We start from the raw sequence: 18,017 nt of genomic DNA, 5'->3' as shown, positions 1-18,017 counted from the left end.
AAACTTTTCTTCACAATCAGACTGCTCGTTTTGCACCGAGTCTCGCGTCGAGAGTGAGGGGCACCATTCTGGTAACATCGCTGACTGGTATCGAAAGGCACTCCTGACATGGCATTCCGGCCCCTCCCGGCTCGCGCACCTTCGGTTTTTTTGCGTGATGCAAGATCCCTCAAGGCCATTTTCAATCACGCTCAGCGGCTGGCTCACTTGCAACGACTGCTGGAAAGCCAGCTGCAGCCGGCTGCGCGAGAACATTGTCATGTGGCGTCCTGGCGCGAGGGTACGCTGGTGTTGGTGGTCACCGATGGTCACTGGGCTACCCGGCTGCGCTATCAGCAGAAGCGGCTGCAACGGCAGTTGGTGGCGTTCAAGGAGTTCGCCAATCTGACTCGGCTGTCGTTGAAGGTTCAACCATCGATCACCCGCGGAGCCTTGCCGGGCGCGGCGAGGGATTTATCTCCCGTGGCCGCAGAGGCACTCAATGAGGCCGCCGAAGGCATTAGCGATCCAAAGTTGAGGGCGGCGCTGGAACGCCTGGCAGCGCATGGGAAACCTCGAAAGTCGAGCGACTGAACGGCCTTCGCGTCTGCCTGAATCCTTCGGCAGTCGCCATAAAAAAGGCCACCCGGAGGTGGCCTGAAATAGTCAAACTGAGAAGAAGAGGTGTTGTTACACCGCCGCTACAGGGCGCATGTACGAGATCGGTGCGGTACTGGCATCTTCGAACGTCACGACTTCCCACGCATCTTCCTGGGCGATCAACGCACGCAGTAGACGATTGTTCAGGCCGTGTCCGGACTTGAAGCCCTGGTACTCGCCGATCAGGCTGTTGCCCAGCAGATACAGGTCACCGATGGCATCCAGGATCTTGTGCTTGACGAATTCGTCTTCATAACGAAGACCGTCTTCGTTCAACACGCCGTCCTTGTCAACGACGATAGCGTTTTCAACGCTGCCGCCCAGGGCAAGGTTGTGCTTGCGCAGGTATTCGATGTCCTTCATGAAACCGAAGGTACGTGCGCGGCTCACTTCTTTCACGAACGAAGTGCTGGAGAAGTCGACGCTCGCCGTTTGCGTGCGGTTTTTCAGGTAGGGGTGGTCGAAATCAATTTCGAAACTCACCTTGAAACCTTCGAACGGCACGAACTTGGCGTATTTACCGTCTTCTTCCACGCAGACTTCTTTCAGAATGCGGATGAACTTCTTCGGTGCGTCCTGTTCTTCCAGGCCAGCCGATTGAATCAGGAATACAAAGGGGCCTGCGCTGCCGTCCATGATTGGAACTTCGGAGGCGGAAAGTTCAACGTAGGCGTTATCGATGCCAAGGCCAGCCATGGCCGACAGCAAGTGTTCAACCGTATCGACCTTCACATCGCCATTGAACAGCGTCGTGGAAAGCGTGGTATCGCCCACATTCAGCGCGTGTGCGTTGATCTGGACAACCGGCTCGAGGTCGGTACGGAAAAACACAATGCCAGCGTTCACAGGTGCAGGTTTGAGGGTCAGGTAAACCTTTTCCCCCGAGTGCAGGCCGATACCTGTGGCACGGATAATATTCTTCAGGGTGCGTTGTTTAATCATGGCATTGGCCGCTTCAGCGCATATCGCGAATTAGTATCAACAAAGGCTGGCGATGATAGCAGACCTCGCCTTTGCTGAACACCAATCACCCTCATACCCCTGATAGAACTCATCAATCAGCCTGACGACGCAGGAATGCTGGAATATCCAGGTAATCCAGATCGTCCTGCGGATTCATTTTGGCCGCAGCGGTGGCGCCTGCGTGAGCCTGATTGCGCATCACGGTAGGACGGTCCAGGTCGCGGTAATTGACCGAAGGCTGCTCCTGGCGAACGGCCTGCTGCTGCACGGGTGCCGCTTGAGCCGTCTGCATGGTGTTGTCGATGACCTTTACAGGCTTCTCGATCTTCGCACCCAGGCCCGTGGCGACCACGGTGACGTGCAGTTCATCGCGCATGTCTGGGTCGATGACGGTACCGACCTTGACCATGGCGTGTTCGGAGGCGAACGCTTCGATGATGCTGCCGACGTCCGAGTACTCACCCAGCGACAGGTCTGGACCCGCCGTGATGTTGACCAGAATGCCGCGGGCACCTTGCAGGTTCACATCTTCCAGCAACGGATTGCGGATGGCCGCCTCGGTGGCTTCGCGTGCACGGTTCGGACCACTGGCTGCACCCGTACCCATCATTGCCATGCCCATTTCGGACATCACGGTGCGCACGTCAGCGAAGTCGACGTTGATCATGCCCGGGCGCTTGATGATATCGGAGATACCGCGAACGGCACCGGCCAGTACATCGTCCGCCTTGGCGAACGCCGACAGCAGGCTGGCGTCTTTGCCCAGGATGGTGAGCAGCTTCTCGTTGGGAATGGTGATCAACGAGTCGACGCTTTCGGACAGCGCGCGGATGCCTTCATCGGCGATCTGCATGCGCTTGCGGCCTTCGAATGGGAACGGACGGGTTACGACCGCGACGGTCAGGATGCCCAGTTCCTTGGCCACTTCGGCGATGATCGGGGCTGCACCGGTACCGGTACCGCCACCCATGCCGGTGGTGATGAAGACCATGTTGGTGCCCTGCAGCACTTCAGCGATGCGCTCACGATCTTCCAGGGCGGCCTGACGACCGACTTCCGGGTTGGCACCGGCACCCAGACCTTTGGTCACGCCGGTACCCAGTTGCAGGATGGTCCGCGCACCAATGTTTTTCAGGGCTTGAGCATCGGTGTTGGCGCAGATGAACTCAACGCCTTCGATGTTGCTCTTGACCATGTGATTGACCGCGTTGCCGCCGCCACCACCAACACCGATAACTTTGATTACCGGGCTTTGTGGGATGTTGTCTACGAGCTCGAACATGTTCCCTCTCCTTCACTTCTCTAGTTTTTTATCGCCTACTGCCGCCTACCACTTTTGAAACTTAGAAATTCCCCTGGACCCACCGTTTGAGGCGCTCAAACACGGGAGCCTTAGGTTCATCGCTATAACTGCTACCGGAGCCGGACAAGCCCGACAACGAGATGCCGTCGGACTGTTTTTGCAGTCCATACAGCAACAGGCCGACCCCAGTGGAGTAAATCGGGTTGCGAACCACGTCCGCGAGCCCTTTGACATTGTGCGGTGTGCCCAGGCGCACCGGCATGTGGAAGATTTCCTCGGCCAGCTCGACCGCACCTTCCATCTTGGAGGTGCCACCGGTCAGCACGATGCCCGCTGGAATCAGGTCCTCGTAACCGCTGCGACGCAGTTCGGCCTGAATCAGCGTGAACAGTTCGTCATAGCGGGGCTCGACCACTTCGGCCAAGGCTTGACGGGACAGTTCGCGAGGTGGACGGTCGCCCACGCTCGGCACCTTGATGGTCTCACCCGCACCGGCCAGTTTGGCCAGGGCGCAGGCGTAACGGATTTTGATTTCTTCGGCGTACTGAGTCGGTGTACGCAGCGCCATGGCGATGTCATTGGTGACTTGATCGCCAGCGATCGGGATCACCGCCGTATGACGGATGGCGCCCTCGGTGAAGATTGCGATGTCGGTCGTACCACCGCCGATGTCCACCAGGCACACGCCGAGTTCTTTCTCGTCGTCGGTCAGGACCGAATACGCCGAAGCCAGTTGCTCGAGGATGATGTCATCGACTTCCAGGCCGCAACGGCGCACGCACTTTTCGATGTTCTGTGCGGCGTTCACGGCGCAGGTCACGACGTGCACCTTGGCCTCCAGACGCACGCCCGACATGCCCAATGGCTCGCGAACGCCTTCCTGGTTATCGATCACGTAGTCCTGCGGCAAGGTGTGCAGCACGCGCTGGTCAGCCGGAATCGCCACCGCCTGGGCAGCATCGAGCACGCGCTCCAGGTCGGCGGAGCTCACTTCACGGTCACGAATCGCCACGATACCGTGGGAGTTCAGGCTGCGGATGTGATTACCCGCGACCCCGACGAACGCCGAGTGGATGCGGCAGCCCGCCATCAGTTGCGCCTCTTCCACGGCACGCTGAATCGACTGCACGGTCGACTCGATGTTCACCACCACGCCCTTCTTCAGGCCACGTGATGGGTGGGTGCCGATACCGACGATTTCCAGCGTGCCATCAGCCGCGACTTCGCCTACCAGCGCCACCACCTTGGAGGTACCGATATCCAATCCGACGATCATTTTGCCGCTTTGCACGTTTGCCATGGGTCCTGCCTCTTATCAATTCTTCGCGACGGCGGGTTTTTCCGTCGTTGGCGCTGGTGCCTGCTCACGCCACCCAACAGCCAGGCCGTTGTTGTAGCGCAGGTCGACGCGCGCAATGTTCGTGATCTGTTCTTTAAGCGTTTTTTCATAGATGGCGATAAAGCGGCGCATCTTCTCTACCAGATGGTCACGCCCCAGCAACAACTCCAGGCCAGGCCCGGCATTGTTCGCGCCGGTGGTGAGGAACCAACTGCCTCGCTCACGCAATTCCAGACGCGCGATGGAGAACCCCAATGGGCGCAACATCTGACTCAGCACCTGATACTGCTGCATCACCTGCTGTTGAGCCCGTTGAGGCCCGAACAACTGCGGAAGGTGTTCGTAGTTGGACAGTTCACGCGGGGTGAACGCCTGGCCCTGGTTGTTCAGCAGGGCTTCATCGCCCCAGCGCGCCACCGGCAACTGTTCTTCCAGACGAATCACCACCTGATCTGGCCAGACCCGACGCACTTCGGCGTGGGCGATCCAGGGCATCTGCTCCAGTTCAGTGCGCATCCCCGCCAGATCGATCGTAAAGAAGCTGGTGGCCACGTATGGCGCAATCCGCTGCTGCACCGCTTGTTGGCTGATGTAGCTCAAGTCACCCTGAACGTTGATCCGCGAGATGGGACGATCGGCGTAGGGCAATAGACGCTGGGCAGCTTCGTAAGAGCCGAAGCCGAACACCACCAGCAGTACCGGCCACATCAGGCCGCGCAGGAACCCGAAGTTCGGCTTGGGCAGACGGGCCGACAGCGGCTCCTTGGCCACCATACGGCTGGCGCCACGGGGTACCGGCTTGCGACCACCGGAAACGGGTTGCTGATGACGTAGTGTTGTGCCGAGCATGACTTACCCCCGCACCTGGACACTGTCGGCCAGAATCGCCAACACCAACTGGTTGAAATCGAGCCCGGCGGCGCTCGCCGCCATGGGCACCAGACTGTGATCGGTCATGCCGGGAACGGTGTTGACTTCCAGCAGCCAGAACTTGCCCTCGGCATCCTGCATGACATCCGTGCGCGCCCAACCGGCGACACCCACCGCTTCGCAGGCACGGGCGGCCAGCGCCTTGAGTTCCTGCTCCTTGGCCGCATCCAGGCCACACGGAATCCGGTACTGGGTGTCAGAAGCCAGGTACTTGGCATCGTAATCGTAAAAACTGTGGGGGGTGCCCAGGCCGATGGGAGGCAGGATTTGCCCACGCAGAGACGCGACCGTGAACTCGGGACCTTGAATCCACTGTTCGACCAATACGTGCGAATCGTAGGTACTGGCGGCATTCCATGCGGCGATCAATTCGTCGACGCCGGTCACCTTGGCCATACCGATACTGGAGCCTTCATGGGCGGGTTTGACGATCAAAGGAAAGCCCAGTTCCGTCGCTGCAGAAATACAGTCAGCTTCGCTGTTCAGTACGGCGTGACGGGGTGTGGGTAAGCCCAGGCTCTGCCAGACCTGCTTGGTGCGCAGCTTGTCCATCGCCAGTGCAGAGGCCAGTACACCGCTGCCTGTATAAGGGATGCCCAGACACTCCAGCAAACCCTGCATGGTGCCGTCTTCGCCGCCACGACCGTGCAGGACGATGAACGCACGGTCGATGGTTTCGCTGGCCAGTCGATGCAGGAAGTCATCGCCCACATCGATGCCAAAGGCATCGACGCCCGCGCTCAGCAGCGCCTGAAGCACCGCTTGGCCGGATTTCAGGGACACCTCCCGCTCCGCACTCTTGCCACCGAAAAGCACGGCAACCCGACCGAAGGTTTTCGGTTCCAGGGTCGAGAGCAGGGAGACTGGCGCGACGGCTGTCATTTCAGCTTACCTTCGGTAGAAGCCACGATGGCGCCCGTGAATAACGGGCTCTTGAGCAATTGCGGGGCAAGGCCGCCGATGTCTCCCGCGCCTTGGCACAGCAGAATGTCGCCCGCCCGCAACAGCGGCTTGACCAGCGGGGCCAGCTCGGCGCCACGCTCGATGTAAATCGGGTCCAACTGGCCACGCTGGCGGATGCTGTGCGCCAACTGGCGGCTGTCCGCGCCTGGAATCGGCTCTTCGCCTGCGGGGTAGACTTCCATCAACAACAGCACGTTGGCGTCATTGAGCACCTGCACGAAATCGTCGTACAGGTCGCGCGTGCGGCTGTAACGGTGCGGTTGATAGACCATGACCAGTCGACGATCCGGCCAGCCCCCGCGCACCGCATTGATCACCGCAGCGACTTCCCGAGGATGGTGGCCGTAGTCGTCCACCAGCATGACGTTGCCGCCTTCGACCGGCAGTTCGCCATATACCTGGAACCGACGGCCCACGCCCTGAAAGCCCGAGAGGCCCTGAATGATGGCCTCATCGGTGATGCCCTCATCGGTCGCGATGGCGATGGTGGCCAGCGAGTTGAGCACATTGTGATTGCCTGGCATGTTCACCGACACGTCGAGCGGCTCACGGTCGCGGCGCAGCACGGTGAAGTGAGTGCGCATCCCCTCCTGACGGACATTGATCGCGCGCACGTCAGCGTCTTCGTTGAAGCCGTAGGTCACCACCGGCCGCTTGACCGATGGCAGGATGTCGCGCACCACAGGGTCGTCGGTGCACACCACCGCCAGCCCGTAGAACGGCAGGTTGTGCAGGAACTCGACGAAGGTTTTCTTCAGCTTGTTGAAGTCACCTTCGTACGTCGCCATGTGGTCGGCGTCAATGTTGGTCACGACGGCCACCAGCGGCTGCAGGTGGAGGAAACTGGCGTCGCTTTCGTCAGCCTCGGCGATGAGGTAACGGCTGGTGCCCAGTTGGGCATTGGTGCCTGCTGCGTTCAGACGGCCACCGATCACGAACGTCGGATCAAGCCCGCCCGCCGCGAACACCGATGCGATCAGGCTGGTGGTGGTGGTCTTGCCATGGGTACCGGCGACGGCGATGCCATGGCGGTAGCGCATCAGCTCGGCGAGCATTTCCGCACGGGGCACCACCGGAATGCGGCGCTCCAGCGCGGTCGCCACTTCCGGGTTGGACGTGTTCACAGCGCTGGACACGACCAGTACGTCAGCCGCCGCGGCGTTTTCCGCACGATGACCGATGAAGATCTGCGCGCCGAACGTTTCCAGACGCTCGGTCACGGGCGACGCTTTCAGGTCGGAACCGGACACGTCATAACCCAGGTTCAGCAACACCTCGGCGATGCCGCACATGCCCACGCCACCGATCCCGACGAAGTGGATGCGACGGATGCGGCGCATTTCTGGTTGTGGCATAGCGCGTTGACTCTCAACCATGGACGACCTCCAGGCAGACATCGACGACGGTGTGGGTGGCGTCCGGCTTGGCCAGTTGGCGAGCCGTTGCAGCCATGCGCTTCAATTGTTCGGGTTGCATCAAAACCTCTTTCAGGCGAGCCGCCATTTCGGCAGCGCCGGTTGTTCTCTGTGGCATGACGAAGGCAGCGCCTTCGCGGGCCAGGTATTCGGCGTTCCGTGACTGGTGGTCATCGATTGCGTGGGGCAGCGGCACCAGCAGCGAAGGCAGCCCAGCCGCCGCCAATTCACTGATGGTCAACGCGCCGGCGCGGCATACCACCAGATCCGCCCAGCCGTAGGCTTGGGCCATATCCTTGATGAACGGCGCGACCTGCGCATCGACGCCTACGGCGCGGTAACGCTCGGCGGTGATTTGGTCGTGGTTTTTGCCAGCCTGGTGGAAGACTTCAGGCCGGACCTCGACCGGTACTTGCGCCAGCGCCTCCGGCAACAGCTTGTTCAGCGGTTCAGCACCCAGACTGCCGCCTAGCACCAGCAGGCGCGGCTTGCGACCTTCCAGGGCCTGGCGCGGGGTTTCGAAGAACAGTTCGGGACGCACAGGGTTACCCGTGGTGCGACGCTTGGCCGACGCCGCGAACGTCTGAGGAAACGCCTCGCATACCCGCGCCGCGAAAGATGCCAGGCTGCGATTGGCCGTCCCCGCGACCGCGTTCTGTTCATGAATGATCAAGGGCACACCCGCCAATTTGGCCGCCAGCCCGCCCGGCCCTGTGACATAGCCGCCAAACCCGACGACGCAGACTGGCTTCAATTCGCGCACGACCTTGCGCGCCTGCAGCAATGCCTTGAGCAGCATGAATGGCGCCTTGAGCAACGAAAGACGCCCCTTTCCGCGCAGGCCGGTCACGTCGATCAGGTGCAATTTCAGGCCAGCAGCCGGGACCAGTTCGTTCTCGATACCCCGCGGGGTGCCAAGCCAGTGGACGGTATAGCCACGTGCCTGGAATTCCCGCGCGCAGGCGAGCGCCGGGAACACGTGCCCGCCGGTGCCGCCTGCCATGATCAAAACATTACCGACGGCCATGGCTCGGCTCCTCGGCAAAATCGCTTTCTTTGAACTCGGCTTCTTCACTGCCCATGTTGTTGCGCGACTCCCATTCGATACGCAACAACAGCCCAAGGCTGGCACAGCAGATGATCAGGGAGCTGCCGCCATAGCTGAGGAACGGCAGGGTCAGACCTTTGGTAGGCAGCAGCCCGACGTTCACTCCGATGTTGATCAGGAACTGACCAATCCACAGGAAGGCCAGACCATAAGCGGTGTAAGCCGCAAAGAATTGCTTGGCGCGCTCGGCCCACATGCCGATGTACATCGCACGAATACTCACGAACACGAACAGCGCGACGGTGGCCAGCGAGCCGACGACGCCCAGCTCTTCGGCCAATACCGAAAACACGAAGTCGGTATGCGCTTCCGGGAGGTAGAACTGTTTCTGCACGCTGTTGCCCAGCCCCACGCCGAACCATTCGCCACGGCCGAACGCGATCAGCGCCTGAGTCAGCTGATAGCCCGAGCCGAACTGATCGGACCAAGGGTCGGTGAAGGTGATCAGACGCGCCATCCGGTACGGCTGCGCCTGAACCAGCACGAACACGGCCGCCACCGCGAGCGCCACCATCAGCGTAAAGCGGAACAAGCCGACGCCACCGAGGAACAGCATTGCGGCAGCCGAGCCCATCATCACGACGGTGGCGCCGAAGTCAGGCTCCATCAGCAGCAGCCCCGCCATCGGCAGCAGCACGATGAAGGGCTTGAAGAACCCCATCCAGCTCTCGCGCACTTCCTGTTGACGACGGATGAGGTAACCCGCAAGGAAAATCACCACGAATACCTTGGCGATTTCCGACGGCTGCACGTTGAACATGCCGAAACCGATCCAGCGCATCGAGCCGTTCACCTCGCGCCCGATGCCGGGCACGATGACCAGCACCAACAAACCGAAGGCGCCGATCAGCATCAGCCAGCCCAGACGTTGCCAGGTAGCCACGGGAATCATCATGGTCGCGATGCACGCACCCAGCCCCAGCACCAGGTAAATCAGATGGCGGGTCATCATGTACAGCGCGTTGCCCGACTGCACGGCAGCCACTTCCGACGAGGCGGAAGTGATCATCACCAGGCCCAGGCCCAGCAGCGCCAGACAGCCGGCGAGCATGGGGAAATCGACATCGACACCACGGCCGCTGATGATCGGCGACGGGTAAGGCTTGATCACGCCAAAGATCATGACAAGTCTCCCACGGCCTGTGCGAACAGGCGTCCGCGCTCTTCGAAATTCTTAAACATATCCAGGCTCGCACAGGCGGGGGACAGCAGCACCGCGTCGCCTTCCAGGGCCGCATCGGCGGCGCTCTGCACCGCTTCTTCCAAGGTGTTGACGCGAATCAGCGGCACCGAATCGCCAAAGGTCGCGGCGAGCAGCTCGGCATCGCGCCCTAGCAGAACGACCGCACGGCAGTGCGTCGCCACTGGCGCTTTCAAGGCCGAGAAATCAGCGCCCTTGCCGTCACCGCCGGCAATCAGCACCAGCTTGCCCTTGATGTCCGCGCCCAGGCCTTCGATGGCAGCCAGCGCGGCGCCTACGTTGGTGGCCTTGGAGTCATCGTAATAGTTGACGCCATGGCGCTCGCGCACCCACTGGCAGCGATGCACCAGGCCTGCGAAGCGACGCAGCGCCTCAAGCATGGGCGCGAACGACAGCCCGGCGGCGTGCCCGAGCGCGAGCGCTGCAAGCGCGTTCGCCTGGTTATGCGCGCCACGGATCTTCAGTTCACTGACAGGCATCAGGGCGTCGAACTGGAACGCGAGGTATTTTTCGCCGTTTTCTTCGCGCAGACCGAAGCCGTTGACGTCCGGCTTGTTCAGACCGAAGGTCCAACAGGCTACGCCCTCACCAATGAGCGGACGCGACAGGGCATCCTGGCGATTGACCACCACCTGGCGCGCGCCGCGGAAAATCCGGTGCTTGGCCAGATGATAAGCAGGCAAGCCGCTGTAGCGATCCATGTGGTCTTCGCTGACGTTCAGTACGGTAGCCACTTCGGCGCCAAGATGATCGGTGGTTTCCAGCTGAAAGCTCGACAACTCCAGGACGTACAGCTCGACGTCATCGCTCAGCAGGTCGAGTGCTGGCGTGCCGAGGTTACCGCCGACCGCTACGCGCTTGCCCGCTGCGACGGCCATTTCCCCAACCAGCGTGGTGACGGTGCTTTTCGCGTTGGAGCCGCTGATCGCGATGATCGGCGCCTTGGCATTGCGGGCAAACACCTCGATGTCACCGGAAAGCTTGACGCCGCGAGCTGCCGCTTGCTGCAGCGCAGGGGTGGCGAGGGCCAGGCCGGGACTCACGTACAGTTCATCGGCGCGACAGAGGAATTCGACGTCCAGCTCACCACAACGCACTTCCACCTGCGGGTAGTCGCGACGCAGGGTCGCCAGTTCCGGAGGATTCTCCCGCGTATCGGCCACGGCAAACGCCACGCCCCGGCTCGCCAGGAAGCGAACCAGGGACATGCCGCTCTTGCCGAGGCCGACAACGATGCGGAAGTGGTCAGAAGCGATCAGTGACACTCTGTCTTACCTCAGTTTCAACGTAGCAAGGCCGATCAGCACGAGGATCACGGTGATGATCCAGAAACGGACAATCACGCGCGGCTCGGGCCAGCCCTTGAGTTCGAAATGGTGATGGATCGGCGCCATGCGAAAAACGCGGCGGCCGGTCAACTTAAACGATGCAACCTGAATGACGACTGACAGGGTCTCCATCACGAACACGCCACCCATGATGAACAGGACGATTTCCTGACGGACGATGACCGCGATGGTGCCCAGTGCCGCACCCAGCGCCAGCGCACCGACGTCGCCCATGAACACCTGGGCCGGATAAGTGTTGAACCACAGAAAGCCCAGACCGGCGCCAATCAGCGCGCCGCAGAAGACAATCAGCTCACCGGCACCCGGCACGTAAGGAATCAGCAGGTATTCGGCGAATTTCACGTTACCGGACAGATAGCAGAAGATGCCCAGGGCCCCGCCGACCATGACCGTCGGCATGATGGCCAGGCCGTCCAGACCGTCGGTCAGGTTGACGGCGTTGCTGGAGCCGACGATCACGAAATACGTGAGGATCACGAAGCCCACGCCCAGCGGGATGCTGAAGTCCTTGAGCATTGGGATCAGCAGTGTCGTTTCTACCGGCGTCTGCGCGGTCATATAAAGGAAGATCGCAGCGCCAAGGCCGAACACCGACTGCCAGAAATATTTCCAGCGGCTCGGCAGGCCGCGCGAGTTCTTTTCGATGACCTTGCGATAATCGTCGACCCAGCCGATGCCGCCGAACAACAGCGTGACGATCAGCACGACCCACACGTAGCGGTTGGTCAAATCGGCCCACAGCAAGGTAGCAATACCAATGGCGGACAGAATCAGCGCGCCCCCCATGGTCGGGGTGCCGGATTTGGACAGGTGGGATTGAGGGCCGTCGTTGCGGACGGATTGACCGATCTGCTTGTTCTGCAGGGCACGGATCATCCATGGACCCAGGCACAGCGAGAGCGACAGTGCGGTGAGCACGCCGAGAATCCCGCGCAGGGTCAGGTACTGGAAGACCGCGAAGCCTTTGTAGAACTGTTGCAGATACTCGGCCAGCAGCAGCAGCATTAATGTTTCTCCAGGCGAGTTCCGCACAGCGCGGCGACGACGTTTTCCATCGCGGCGCTGCGAGAACCTTTGATCAAAATGGTGGTGTTCTTGTCTTGCTCGGCGCCCAGCGCCTTGATCAGGTCAGCCTGACTTGCAAAATGGCGGGCATCCTGCCCGAAAGCCTTGACCGCATGGGCCATCAACGGACCGACGGCATACAGCGCATCGACCTTGCCTGCGGCATACGCGCCGACATCGCGATGCCCCTGTTCCGCCCAGTCGCCCAACTCGCCAATGTCCCCCAGTACCAGCACCTTGCGGCCCGGGAACGTCGTGAGGATATCGGTGGCGGCGGCCACGGAGGTTGGGTTGGCGTTGTAGGTGTCGTCGATCACGCGAATGCCGTTGGTCGCCAGTTGCGCGACCGTGCGCCCTTTGACGGGCTGGACATTATTCAGGCCGGCCACGATGCCGGGCAGTGCAACGCCCAGCGCATGGGCGGCAGCCGCTGCAGCCAGCGCGTTGGCCACGTTGTGGGCGCCCAGAAGATTCAGTTGCACCTGCGCCGCCCCCGCCGGACTGTGCAGGGTAAACGCCGGGCAGCCACGGGCATCGATGCCCAGGTCACTGGCGTAGACGTCCGCTTCGCTGTCCTTGATCGAAAAGCTCAGCACATTCCGCGCCCCTGCCCGCGCGACCCAGATGTCGAACGCCTTGTCGTCACGGTTCAACACCGCGGTGCCCCGACCGTCCAGGCCTTCAATGATTTCGCCTTTGGCTTCGACGATCTTCTGTGGCCCCCCGAACTCACCGACATGAGCAGTCCCCGCATTGGTCAATACCGACACATGCGGCTTGGTCAGACTCACGGTGAATGCGATTTCTCCGACGCGGGACGCACCCAACTCGATGACCGCGGCGTCGAACTCCGGCGCTAGCGCCAGCAAGGTGAGCGGAACGCCCAGCTCGTTGTTCAGATTGCCCTTGGTCGCCAGGACCGAGCCGCGCGTGCGCAGGATGCTCGCCAGCATTTCCTTGACCGTGGTCTTGCCGCTGGAACCGGTGATCGCCGCGACCGGTTTGTCGACGAACGCATTGCGATTCATCGCGCCCAACTGAGCCAGCGCCTTGCGGGTATCGCCGACGATCAACTGGGGCAGAGCACTTCCTGGAACCTCGCGCTCGACCAAAGCGCCAACGGCCCCCTTGGCAGCGACCTGGTCGAGATAATCGTGCCCATCGAAACGCGGGCCGGTCAGCGCCACGAACAATTGCCCGGCTTCGATCGCACGGCTGTCGATGCTGACACCCTCGAAGCTGACATCCTCACCCACCCGGCGCGCGTCGAGTGGCAACAGCAATTCGCTGAACGAAAGCGGCTTAATCATGTGCAGCCTCCCATGCGTCCAGTGCCTTGGCGGCTTCCTCAAGATCGGAAAACGGATGGCGCTGACCATCGATTTCCTGGTAATCCTCATGCCCTTTGCCTGCCAGCACGATCACATCGGCGGCTTGGGCCTCGGCAATGATCCGGGCGATGGCCTGCCCGCGACCTGCCACGAAGGTCACGTCCTCCACGGCAGCAAACCCGGCGCGGATGTCATCGAAAATGACGGCAGGGTCTTCCGTGCGAGGGTTGTCGTCGGTGACCAGCACCTTGTCAGCCAGGCGCTCGACCACTTCGGCCATGATCGGACGCTTACCGCGATCCCGATCGCCGCCGCAGCCGAACAGGCAAGTCAGTTGGCCTTTCGCGTGCGGCCGAAGCGCGAGCAAGACTTTTTCCAGTGCGTCCGGGGTGTGCGCGTAATCCACCACCACCAGAGGACGAGCGCCGCCGCCCAGGCGCTGCATGCGCCCGACCGGACCTTCCAGGCCTGGGAGCACCTTGAGAATTTCGTCCAGCGGATAGTCCAGGCCAAGCAACGCGCCGACCGCAGCCAGCACATTGCTCAGGTTGAAATGCCCCAGCAGACTGCTGCGCAGCACATGGTCGCCCTGCGGCGTCACGAGCGTGGCGCGAACACCGTCGTCGTCGAACTGGGCATCGCGACAGAACAGATAGGCACGGCTGTCTTCCTGGCTGTAGGTAATCAGACGCGAGGGGTGGACCTGGCTCGCCAGTTGACGACCGAAATCATCGTCAAGGTTGACCACGCGGCAACGCAAGTCATCCCAGGCGAACAACTTGGCTTTGGCTGCGCCATAAGCTTCCATCGTGCCGTGGTAGTCCAGATGGTCGCGAGACAGGTTGGTCATGACCGCGACATCGAACGCCAGTGCCGTCACCCGCCCCTGATCCAGGCCGTGAGACGACACTTCCATGGCAATTGCCTTGGCACCGGCCTTTTTCAGGTCGTAGAGGGTCGACTGAACGGAAATCGGATCGGGTGTGGTGTGAATTCCGCTTTTCAGCTCGCTGTAAAAGCCGGTGCCGAGCGTGCCGATCAAACCGCAGCGCTCACCCAGCGCGTCCAGCGCTTGAGCGATCAACTGGGTGACGCTGGTCTTGCCATTGGTTCCGGTCACACCGACCAGGTTCAGACTGCGGCTCGGATCTCCGTAGAAACGACCGGCGATATCCGACAATTGCGCCCCCAGCCCTTTGACCGGAATCATGGGGATATCCGTGATCGGCAGCACTTTCGCGCCTTCCGCTTCGTAGGCGACCGCGGCTGCGCCGTGGGCAATGGCATCGGTAATGTGATCGCGCCCGTCGACTTTGAGGCCCGGAACCGCCAGGAACAAATCACCTGGACGCACCTTGCGGCTGTCCAGGGTCAGTTCCCGGATCAGCAGGTCGCGGTCGCTCTGAGCGAAGATCTTGTTCAGGTTGAAGGCCATCAGCCGCGCCCTCCTTTTACCGGAACGACCAGCGGCGCCGCGTTGGCCTGCTGCTCGGGCGGAACGGGCGCGAGGTTATCAGGGCGCACGTTCATCAGACGCAGCGTGCCCGACATGACCTTGCTGAAGACCGGTGCCGAGACCAGACCACCGAAGTAGCCACCTTTGCTCGGCTCGTCGATGACCACCACGATGGCGTAGCGCGGATTGCTCATCGGTCCGAATCCGGCGAACAGGGAGCGGTAGGAGTTTTCAGCGTACCCCTTGGTACCGACCGACGTTTTACGCGCAGTACCGGACTTGCCGGCAACGTGGTAGGACGGGACGCGGGCACGATAAACGCCACGCGGGTCCTCGATGACCGCCTGAAGCATGGTTTGCAAGGTCTTGGCGGTTGCTTCCGGGATGGCCTGGGTCGCTTCGGCCGGCTTGTCGGTTTTTAGAATGGTCAGCGGGACGATCTTGCCGTTGTTGGCCAGTGCCGAGTAGGCGTGGACAAGTTGCAGCGCCGTCACCGACAGGCCATAGCCGTACGACAGGGTCGCCGTTTCCGCCTTGCGCCATTCGCGGTAGTTCGGCAGGTTGCCGACACGCTCGCCGGGAAAGCCCAGCCCTGTGTACTGACCCAGGCCTACGCGCTGCATGGCACGGAAAATGGCTTCGCCACCCACATCAAACGCCACCTTGCTCATGCCGACGTTACTGGAGTTGATCAGAATGCCGGTCAGGTCGAGGATCGGGCCTTCGGTCTTGGTCACGTCACGAATGGTGTATTTGCCGATCTGCAACGTGCCGGGGTACACCTCGACCTTGTCGCTGGGCTTCCAGCGGCCGCTGTCCAGCGCCGCCGTCATGGAAATCGGTTTCATCGTCGAGCCCGGCTCGAACACGTCGATGATTGCGCGGTTACGCATGGCGGCTGGCACCATGGTCCGACGGTTGTTGGGGTTGTAGGTTGGCTGGTTCACCATCGCCAACACTTCACCGCTCTTCACGTCCATGATGACAAGGCTTCCCGCCTTGGCGTCGTTTTCCTGAATCGCATTGCGCAGCTCGCGGGTCGCCAGGTATTGCAGGCGCAGATCAATAGACAAAGCCAAGGTCTTCCCGGCCTTGGCGTTTTTCTTCACTTGCAGGTCCTTGATCAACCTGCCGCGCCGGTCCTTGATGACCTGCCGCTTACCGGGCACGCCGGCGAGCCAATCGTCGTATGCCAGCTCCACGCCTTCGCGGCCGTGGTCGTCCAGGTCGGTAAAGCCGACCATGTGCGCGGTGACATCGCCTGCCGGATAGAAACGGCGAAACTCTTCTTTGCCGTAGACTCCCGGTACCTTCAAATCGAGCACCGCCTGCCCCTGCTCCGGGGTCAGGCCACGGACCAGGTAGATAAACTCCTTGGAAGCCTGTTCATTCAGACGGTCGGTCAAGGCTTTGGGATCCTGCCCCAAGGCTTGCGCCAACACACCCCATTTACTTTTATCCGCCTGCATTTCGGACGGGTTTGCCCAAATAGTGGTGACAGGCGTACTGACGGCCAGCGGCTCTCCATTGCGGTCGGTAATCAACCCGCGGTGAGCAGGAATCGAGACGGTGCGCAGACTGCGAGCATCGCCTTGCTCGATCAGGAAGCGGTGGTCAATGACCTGTAGATCGACGATGCGGTAGGAAATGGCCAAGACCATGACCGACAGCAAACCGACCACCACGCGGAACCGCCACGGATACAGTGCGCCTTCAAGCTTCATCATGGCGACACCATCCGGATGTCGGCGGCATTAGGAATGTGCATTTTCAACTGATCGGTGGCCAGGTTTTCAATGCGGCTATGGGCCGTCCAAGTGCTCTGTTCCAAGATCAGCCGCCCCCACTCGGCCTGCGCCTTGTCACGAACGCTGAGTTCGGCATACAGGGAATTGAGCAACTGGCGGTTCCAGTGCGCGCTGTAGGAAACGGCAATCGCCGATACCAGGACGGCGATGAAAAGCAGCATCATGAAGAAGCTGCCCCCGGGCAGGGGTTTGAAGAAACCGCGACTCACCGGAGTTTCTCCGCAACGCGCATCACGGCACTGCGTGAGCGAGGGTTGGCGCGGGTCTCTTCATCGGAGGCGAATTGAGCCTTTCCGATCAGCTTGATGCGAGGCTCGAAGGCCTGATGCCGGATCGGCAGATTGCGCGGCATGTTGTCCGCTTCGCCCTTCACCAGCTTGCGCATGAACAGTTTGACGATACGGTCTTCCAGGGAGTGAAAGCTGATCACGGCCAGACGGCCGCCCACTTCGAGGGCTTCCAGCGCGGCATCCAGGCCCGCTTCCAGATCGCCCAGTTCGTTATTGACGTGAATGCGCAACCCTTGGAACGCGCGGGTCGCAGGGTTCTTGCCCTTCTCCCATGCTGGATTGGCCACTTTAAGGACCTCGGCCAGGTCACCGGTGCGCTCGAAAGGCTGGACCTCACGGCGCGCGACCACTGCAGCCGCCATGCGCTTGGCGAAACGTTCTTCGCCATATTCCTTGAAAACGCGCGCGATTTCGTCCACGGGGGCGGTGTTGACGAATTCCGCAGCGCTGACACCGCGCGACGGATCCATGCGCATGTCCAGCGGACCATCGTTCATGAAGCTGAAGCCGCGTTCCGGGTCGTCGAGCTGTGGCGAAGAAACGCCCAAGTCCAACAGAATACCGCTGACATTCCCGGCAATGCCCCGGGCTAGAGCCTCGTCGCCCAATTCGGCAAAACTGCGCTGCACAATGACAAAGCGGCCGTCTTCGGCCGCCAGCGCTTGCCCGGTGGCAATCGCTTGAGGATCCTTGTCGAAGCCGAGAAGCCGGCCATCCGGCCCGAGCTTCTGGAGAATGAGACGGCTGTGGCCGCCCCGCCCGAACGTGCCATCCAGATAGCAGCCATCGGCGCGCACCGCGAGAGCCTCGACGGCTTCTTCGAGCAGTACGGTGATGTGAGTAAAGCCGCTATTCAT

General features: G+C 61.3%; 16 protein-coding genes. 1 reads left to right on the top strand and 15 read right to left on the bottom strand.

Translation table 11 applies throughout. The features are described 5' to 3' along the window. Positions 1–108: 108 nt before the first annotated feature. Positions 109–573, top strand: coding sequence for a DUF721 domain-containing protein (locus DBP26_RS08915; protein WP_108236925.1), 465 nt, complete (start codon positions 109–111; stop codon positions 571–573). A gap of 96 nt (positions 574–669) precedes the next feature. Here the strand turns inward: DBP26_RS08915 and lpxC are convergent, their stop codons facing one another. From lpxC to rsmH, 15 genes are all read right to left on the bottom strand, one after another. Next, positions 670–1,581, bottom strand: coding sequence for a UDP-3-O-acyl-N-acetylglucosamine deacetylase (gene lpxC, locus DBP26_RS08910; protein ID WP_108236924.1), 912 nt, complete (start codon positions 1,579–1,581; stop codon positions 670–672). A gap of 112 nt (positions 1,582–1,693) precedes the next feature. Next, complete coding sequence (gene ftsZ, locus DBP26_RS08905) at positions 1,694–2,884, bottom strand: cell division protein FtsZ (protein ID WP_108236923.1); 1,191 nt, start codon at positions 2,882–2,884, stop codon at positions 1,694–1,696. Positions 2,885–2,945: 61 nt separating this feature from the next. Then, positions 2,946–4,205, bottom strand: a complete 1,260-nt coding sequence (ftsA, locus tag DBP26_RS08900) for a cell division protein FtsA (protein ID WP_108236922.1) — start codon at positions 4,203–4,205, stop codon at positions 2,946–2,948. Positions 4,206–4,220: 15 nt separating this feature from the next. Continuing rightward, complete coding sequence (locus DBP26_RS08895; RefSeq protein ID WP_108236921.1) at positions 4,221–5,093, bottom strand: cell division protein FtsQ/DivIB; 873 nt, start codon at positions 5,091–5,093, stop codon at positions 4,221–4,223. A 3-nt stretch (positions 5,094–5,096) separates the two neighbouring features. Next, positions 5,097–6,056, bottom strand: a complete 960-nt coding sequence (locus DBP26_RS08890; RefSeq protein ID WP_108236920.1) for a D-alanine--D-alanine ligase — start codon at positions 6,054–6,056, stop codon at positions 5,097–5,099. Next, complete coding sequence (gene murC / locus DBP26_RS08885) at positions 6,053–7,513, bottom strand: UDP-N-acetylmuramate--L-alanine ligase (RefSeq protein ID WP_108236919.1); 1,461 nt, start codon at positions 7,511–7,513, stop codon at positions 6,053–6,055. The genes DBP26_RS08890 and murC overlap by 4 nt, the downstream gene beginning before the upstream one ends. Continuing rightward, complete coding sequence (gene murG, locus DBP26_RS08880) at positions 7,506–8,579, bottom strand: undecaprenyldiphospho-muramoylpentapeptide beta-N-acetylglucosaminyltransferase (protein ID WP_108236918.1); 1,074 nt, start codon at positions 8,577–8,579, stop codon at positions 7,506–7,508. Before murG ends, murC begins: the two co-directional genes overlap by 8 nt. After that, a complete protein-coding gene (ftsW, locus tag DBP26_RS08875; protein ID WP_177411035.1) occupies positions 8,566–9,780 on the bottom strand; it encodes a putative lipid II flippase FtsW in 1,215 nt (404 codons plus the stop codon). Before ftsW ends, murG begins: the two co-directional genes overlap by 14 nt. Beyond that, on the bottom strand, positions 9,780–11,126 hold the full coding sequence (gene murD / locus DBP26_RS08870) for a UDP-N-acetylmuramoyl-L-alanine--D-glutamate ligase (protein WP_108236916.1): 1,347 nt from the start codon (positions 11,124–11,126) through the stop codon (positions 9,780–9,782). The genes ftsW and murD overlap by 1 nt, the downstream gene beginning before the upstream one ends. Before the next feature lie 6 nt (positions 11,127–11,132). Further along, positions 11,133–12,215, bottom strand: coding sequence for a phospho-N-acetylmuramoyl-pentapeptide-transferase (gene mraY, locus DBP26_RS08865; RefSeq protein ID WP_108236915.1), 1,083 nt, complete (start codon positions 12,213–12,215; stop codon positions 11,133–11,135). After that, positions 12,215–13,585: a UDP-N-acetylmuramoyl-tripeptide--D-alanyl-D-alanine ligase gene (gene murF, locus DBP26_RS08860; RefSeq protein ID WP_108236914.1), complete on the bottom strand. Its 1,371-nt coding sequence runs from the start codon at positions 13,583–13,585 to the stop codon at positions 12,215–12,217. Before murF ends, mraY begins: the two co-directional genes overlap by 1 nt. Beyond that, a complete protein-coding gene (locus DBP26_RS08855; RefSeq protein ID WP_108236913.1) occupies positions 13,578–15,041 on the bottom strand; it encodes a UDP-N-acetylmuramoyl-L-alanyl-D-glutamate--2,6-diaminopimelate ligase in 1,464 nt (487 codons plus the stop codon). The genes murF and DBP26_RS08855 overlap by 8 nt, the downstream gene beginning before the upstream one ends. Further along, positions 15,041–16,789 carry a penicillin-binding protein 2 gene (locus DBP26_RS08850; protein WP_108236912.1) on the bottom strand — a complete coding sequence of 583 codons (1,749 nt, stop codon included), beginning with the start codon at positions 16,787–16,789 and terminating at the stop codon, positions 15,041–15,043. The genes DBP26_RS08855 and DBP26_RS08850 overlap by 1 nt, the downstream gene beginning before the upstream one ends. Then, positions 16,786–17,079: a cell division protein FtsL gene (ftsL, locus tag DBP26_RS08845; RefSeq protein WP_108236911.1), complete on the bottom strand. Its 294-nt coding sequence runs from the start codon at positions 17,077–17,079 to the stop codon at positions 16,786–16,788. The genes DBP26_RS08850 and ftsL overlap by 4 nt, the downstream gene beginning before the upstream one ends. After that, positions 17,076–18,017: a 16S rRNA (cytosine(1402)-N(4))-methyltransferase RsmH gene (gene rsmH, locus DBP26_RS08840; protein ID WP_108236910.1), complete on the bottom strand. Its 942-nt coding sequence runs from the start codon at positions 18,015–18,017 to the stop codon at positions 17,076–17,078. Before rsmH ends, ftsL begins: the two co-directional genes overlap by 4 nt.

It is taken from the genome of Pseudomonas sp. RIT409, from assembly GCF_003052515.2.
Classification (GTDB): Bacteria; Pseudomonadota; Gammaproteobacteria; order Pseudomonadales; family Pseudomonadaceae; genus Aquipseudomonas.
This window is presented reverse-complemented; position numbering and strand designations above follow the sequence as displayed.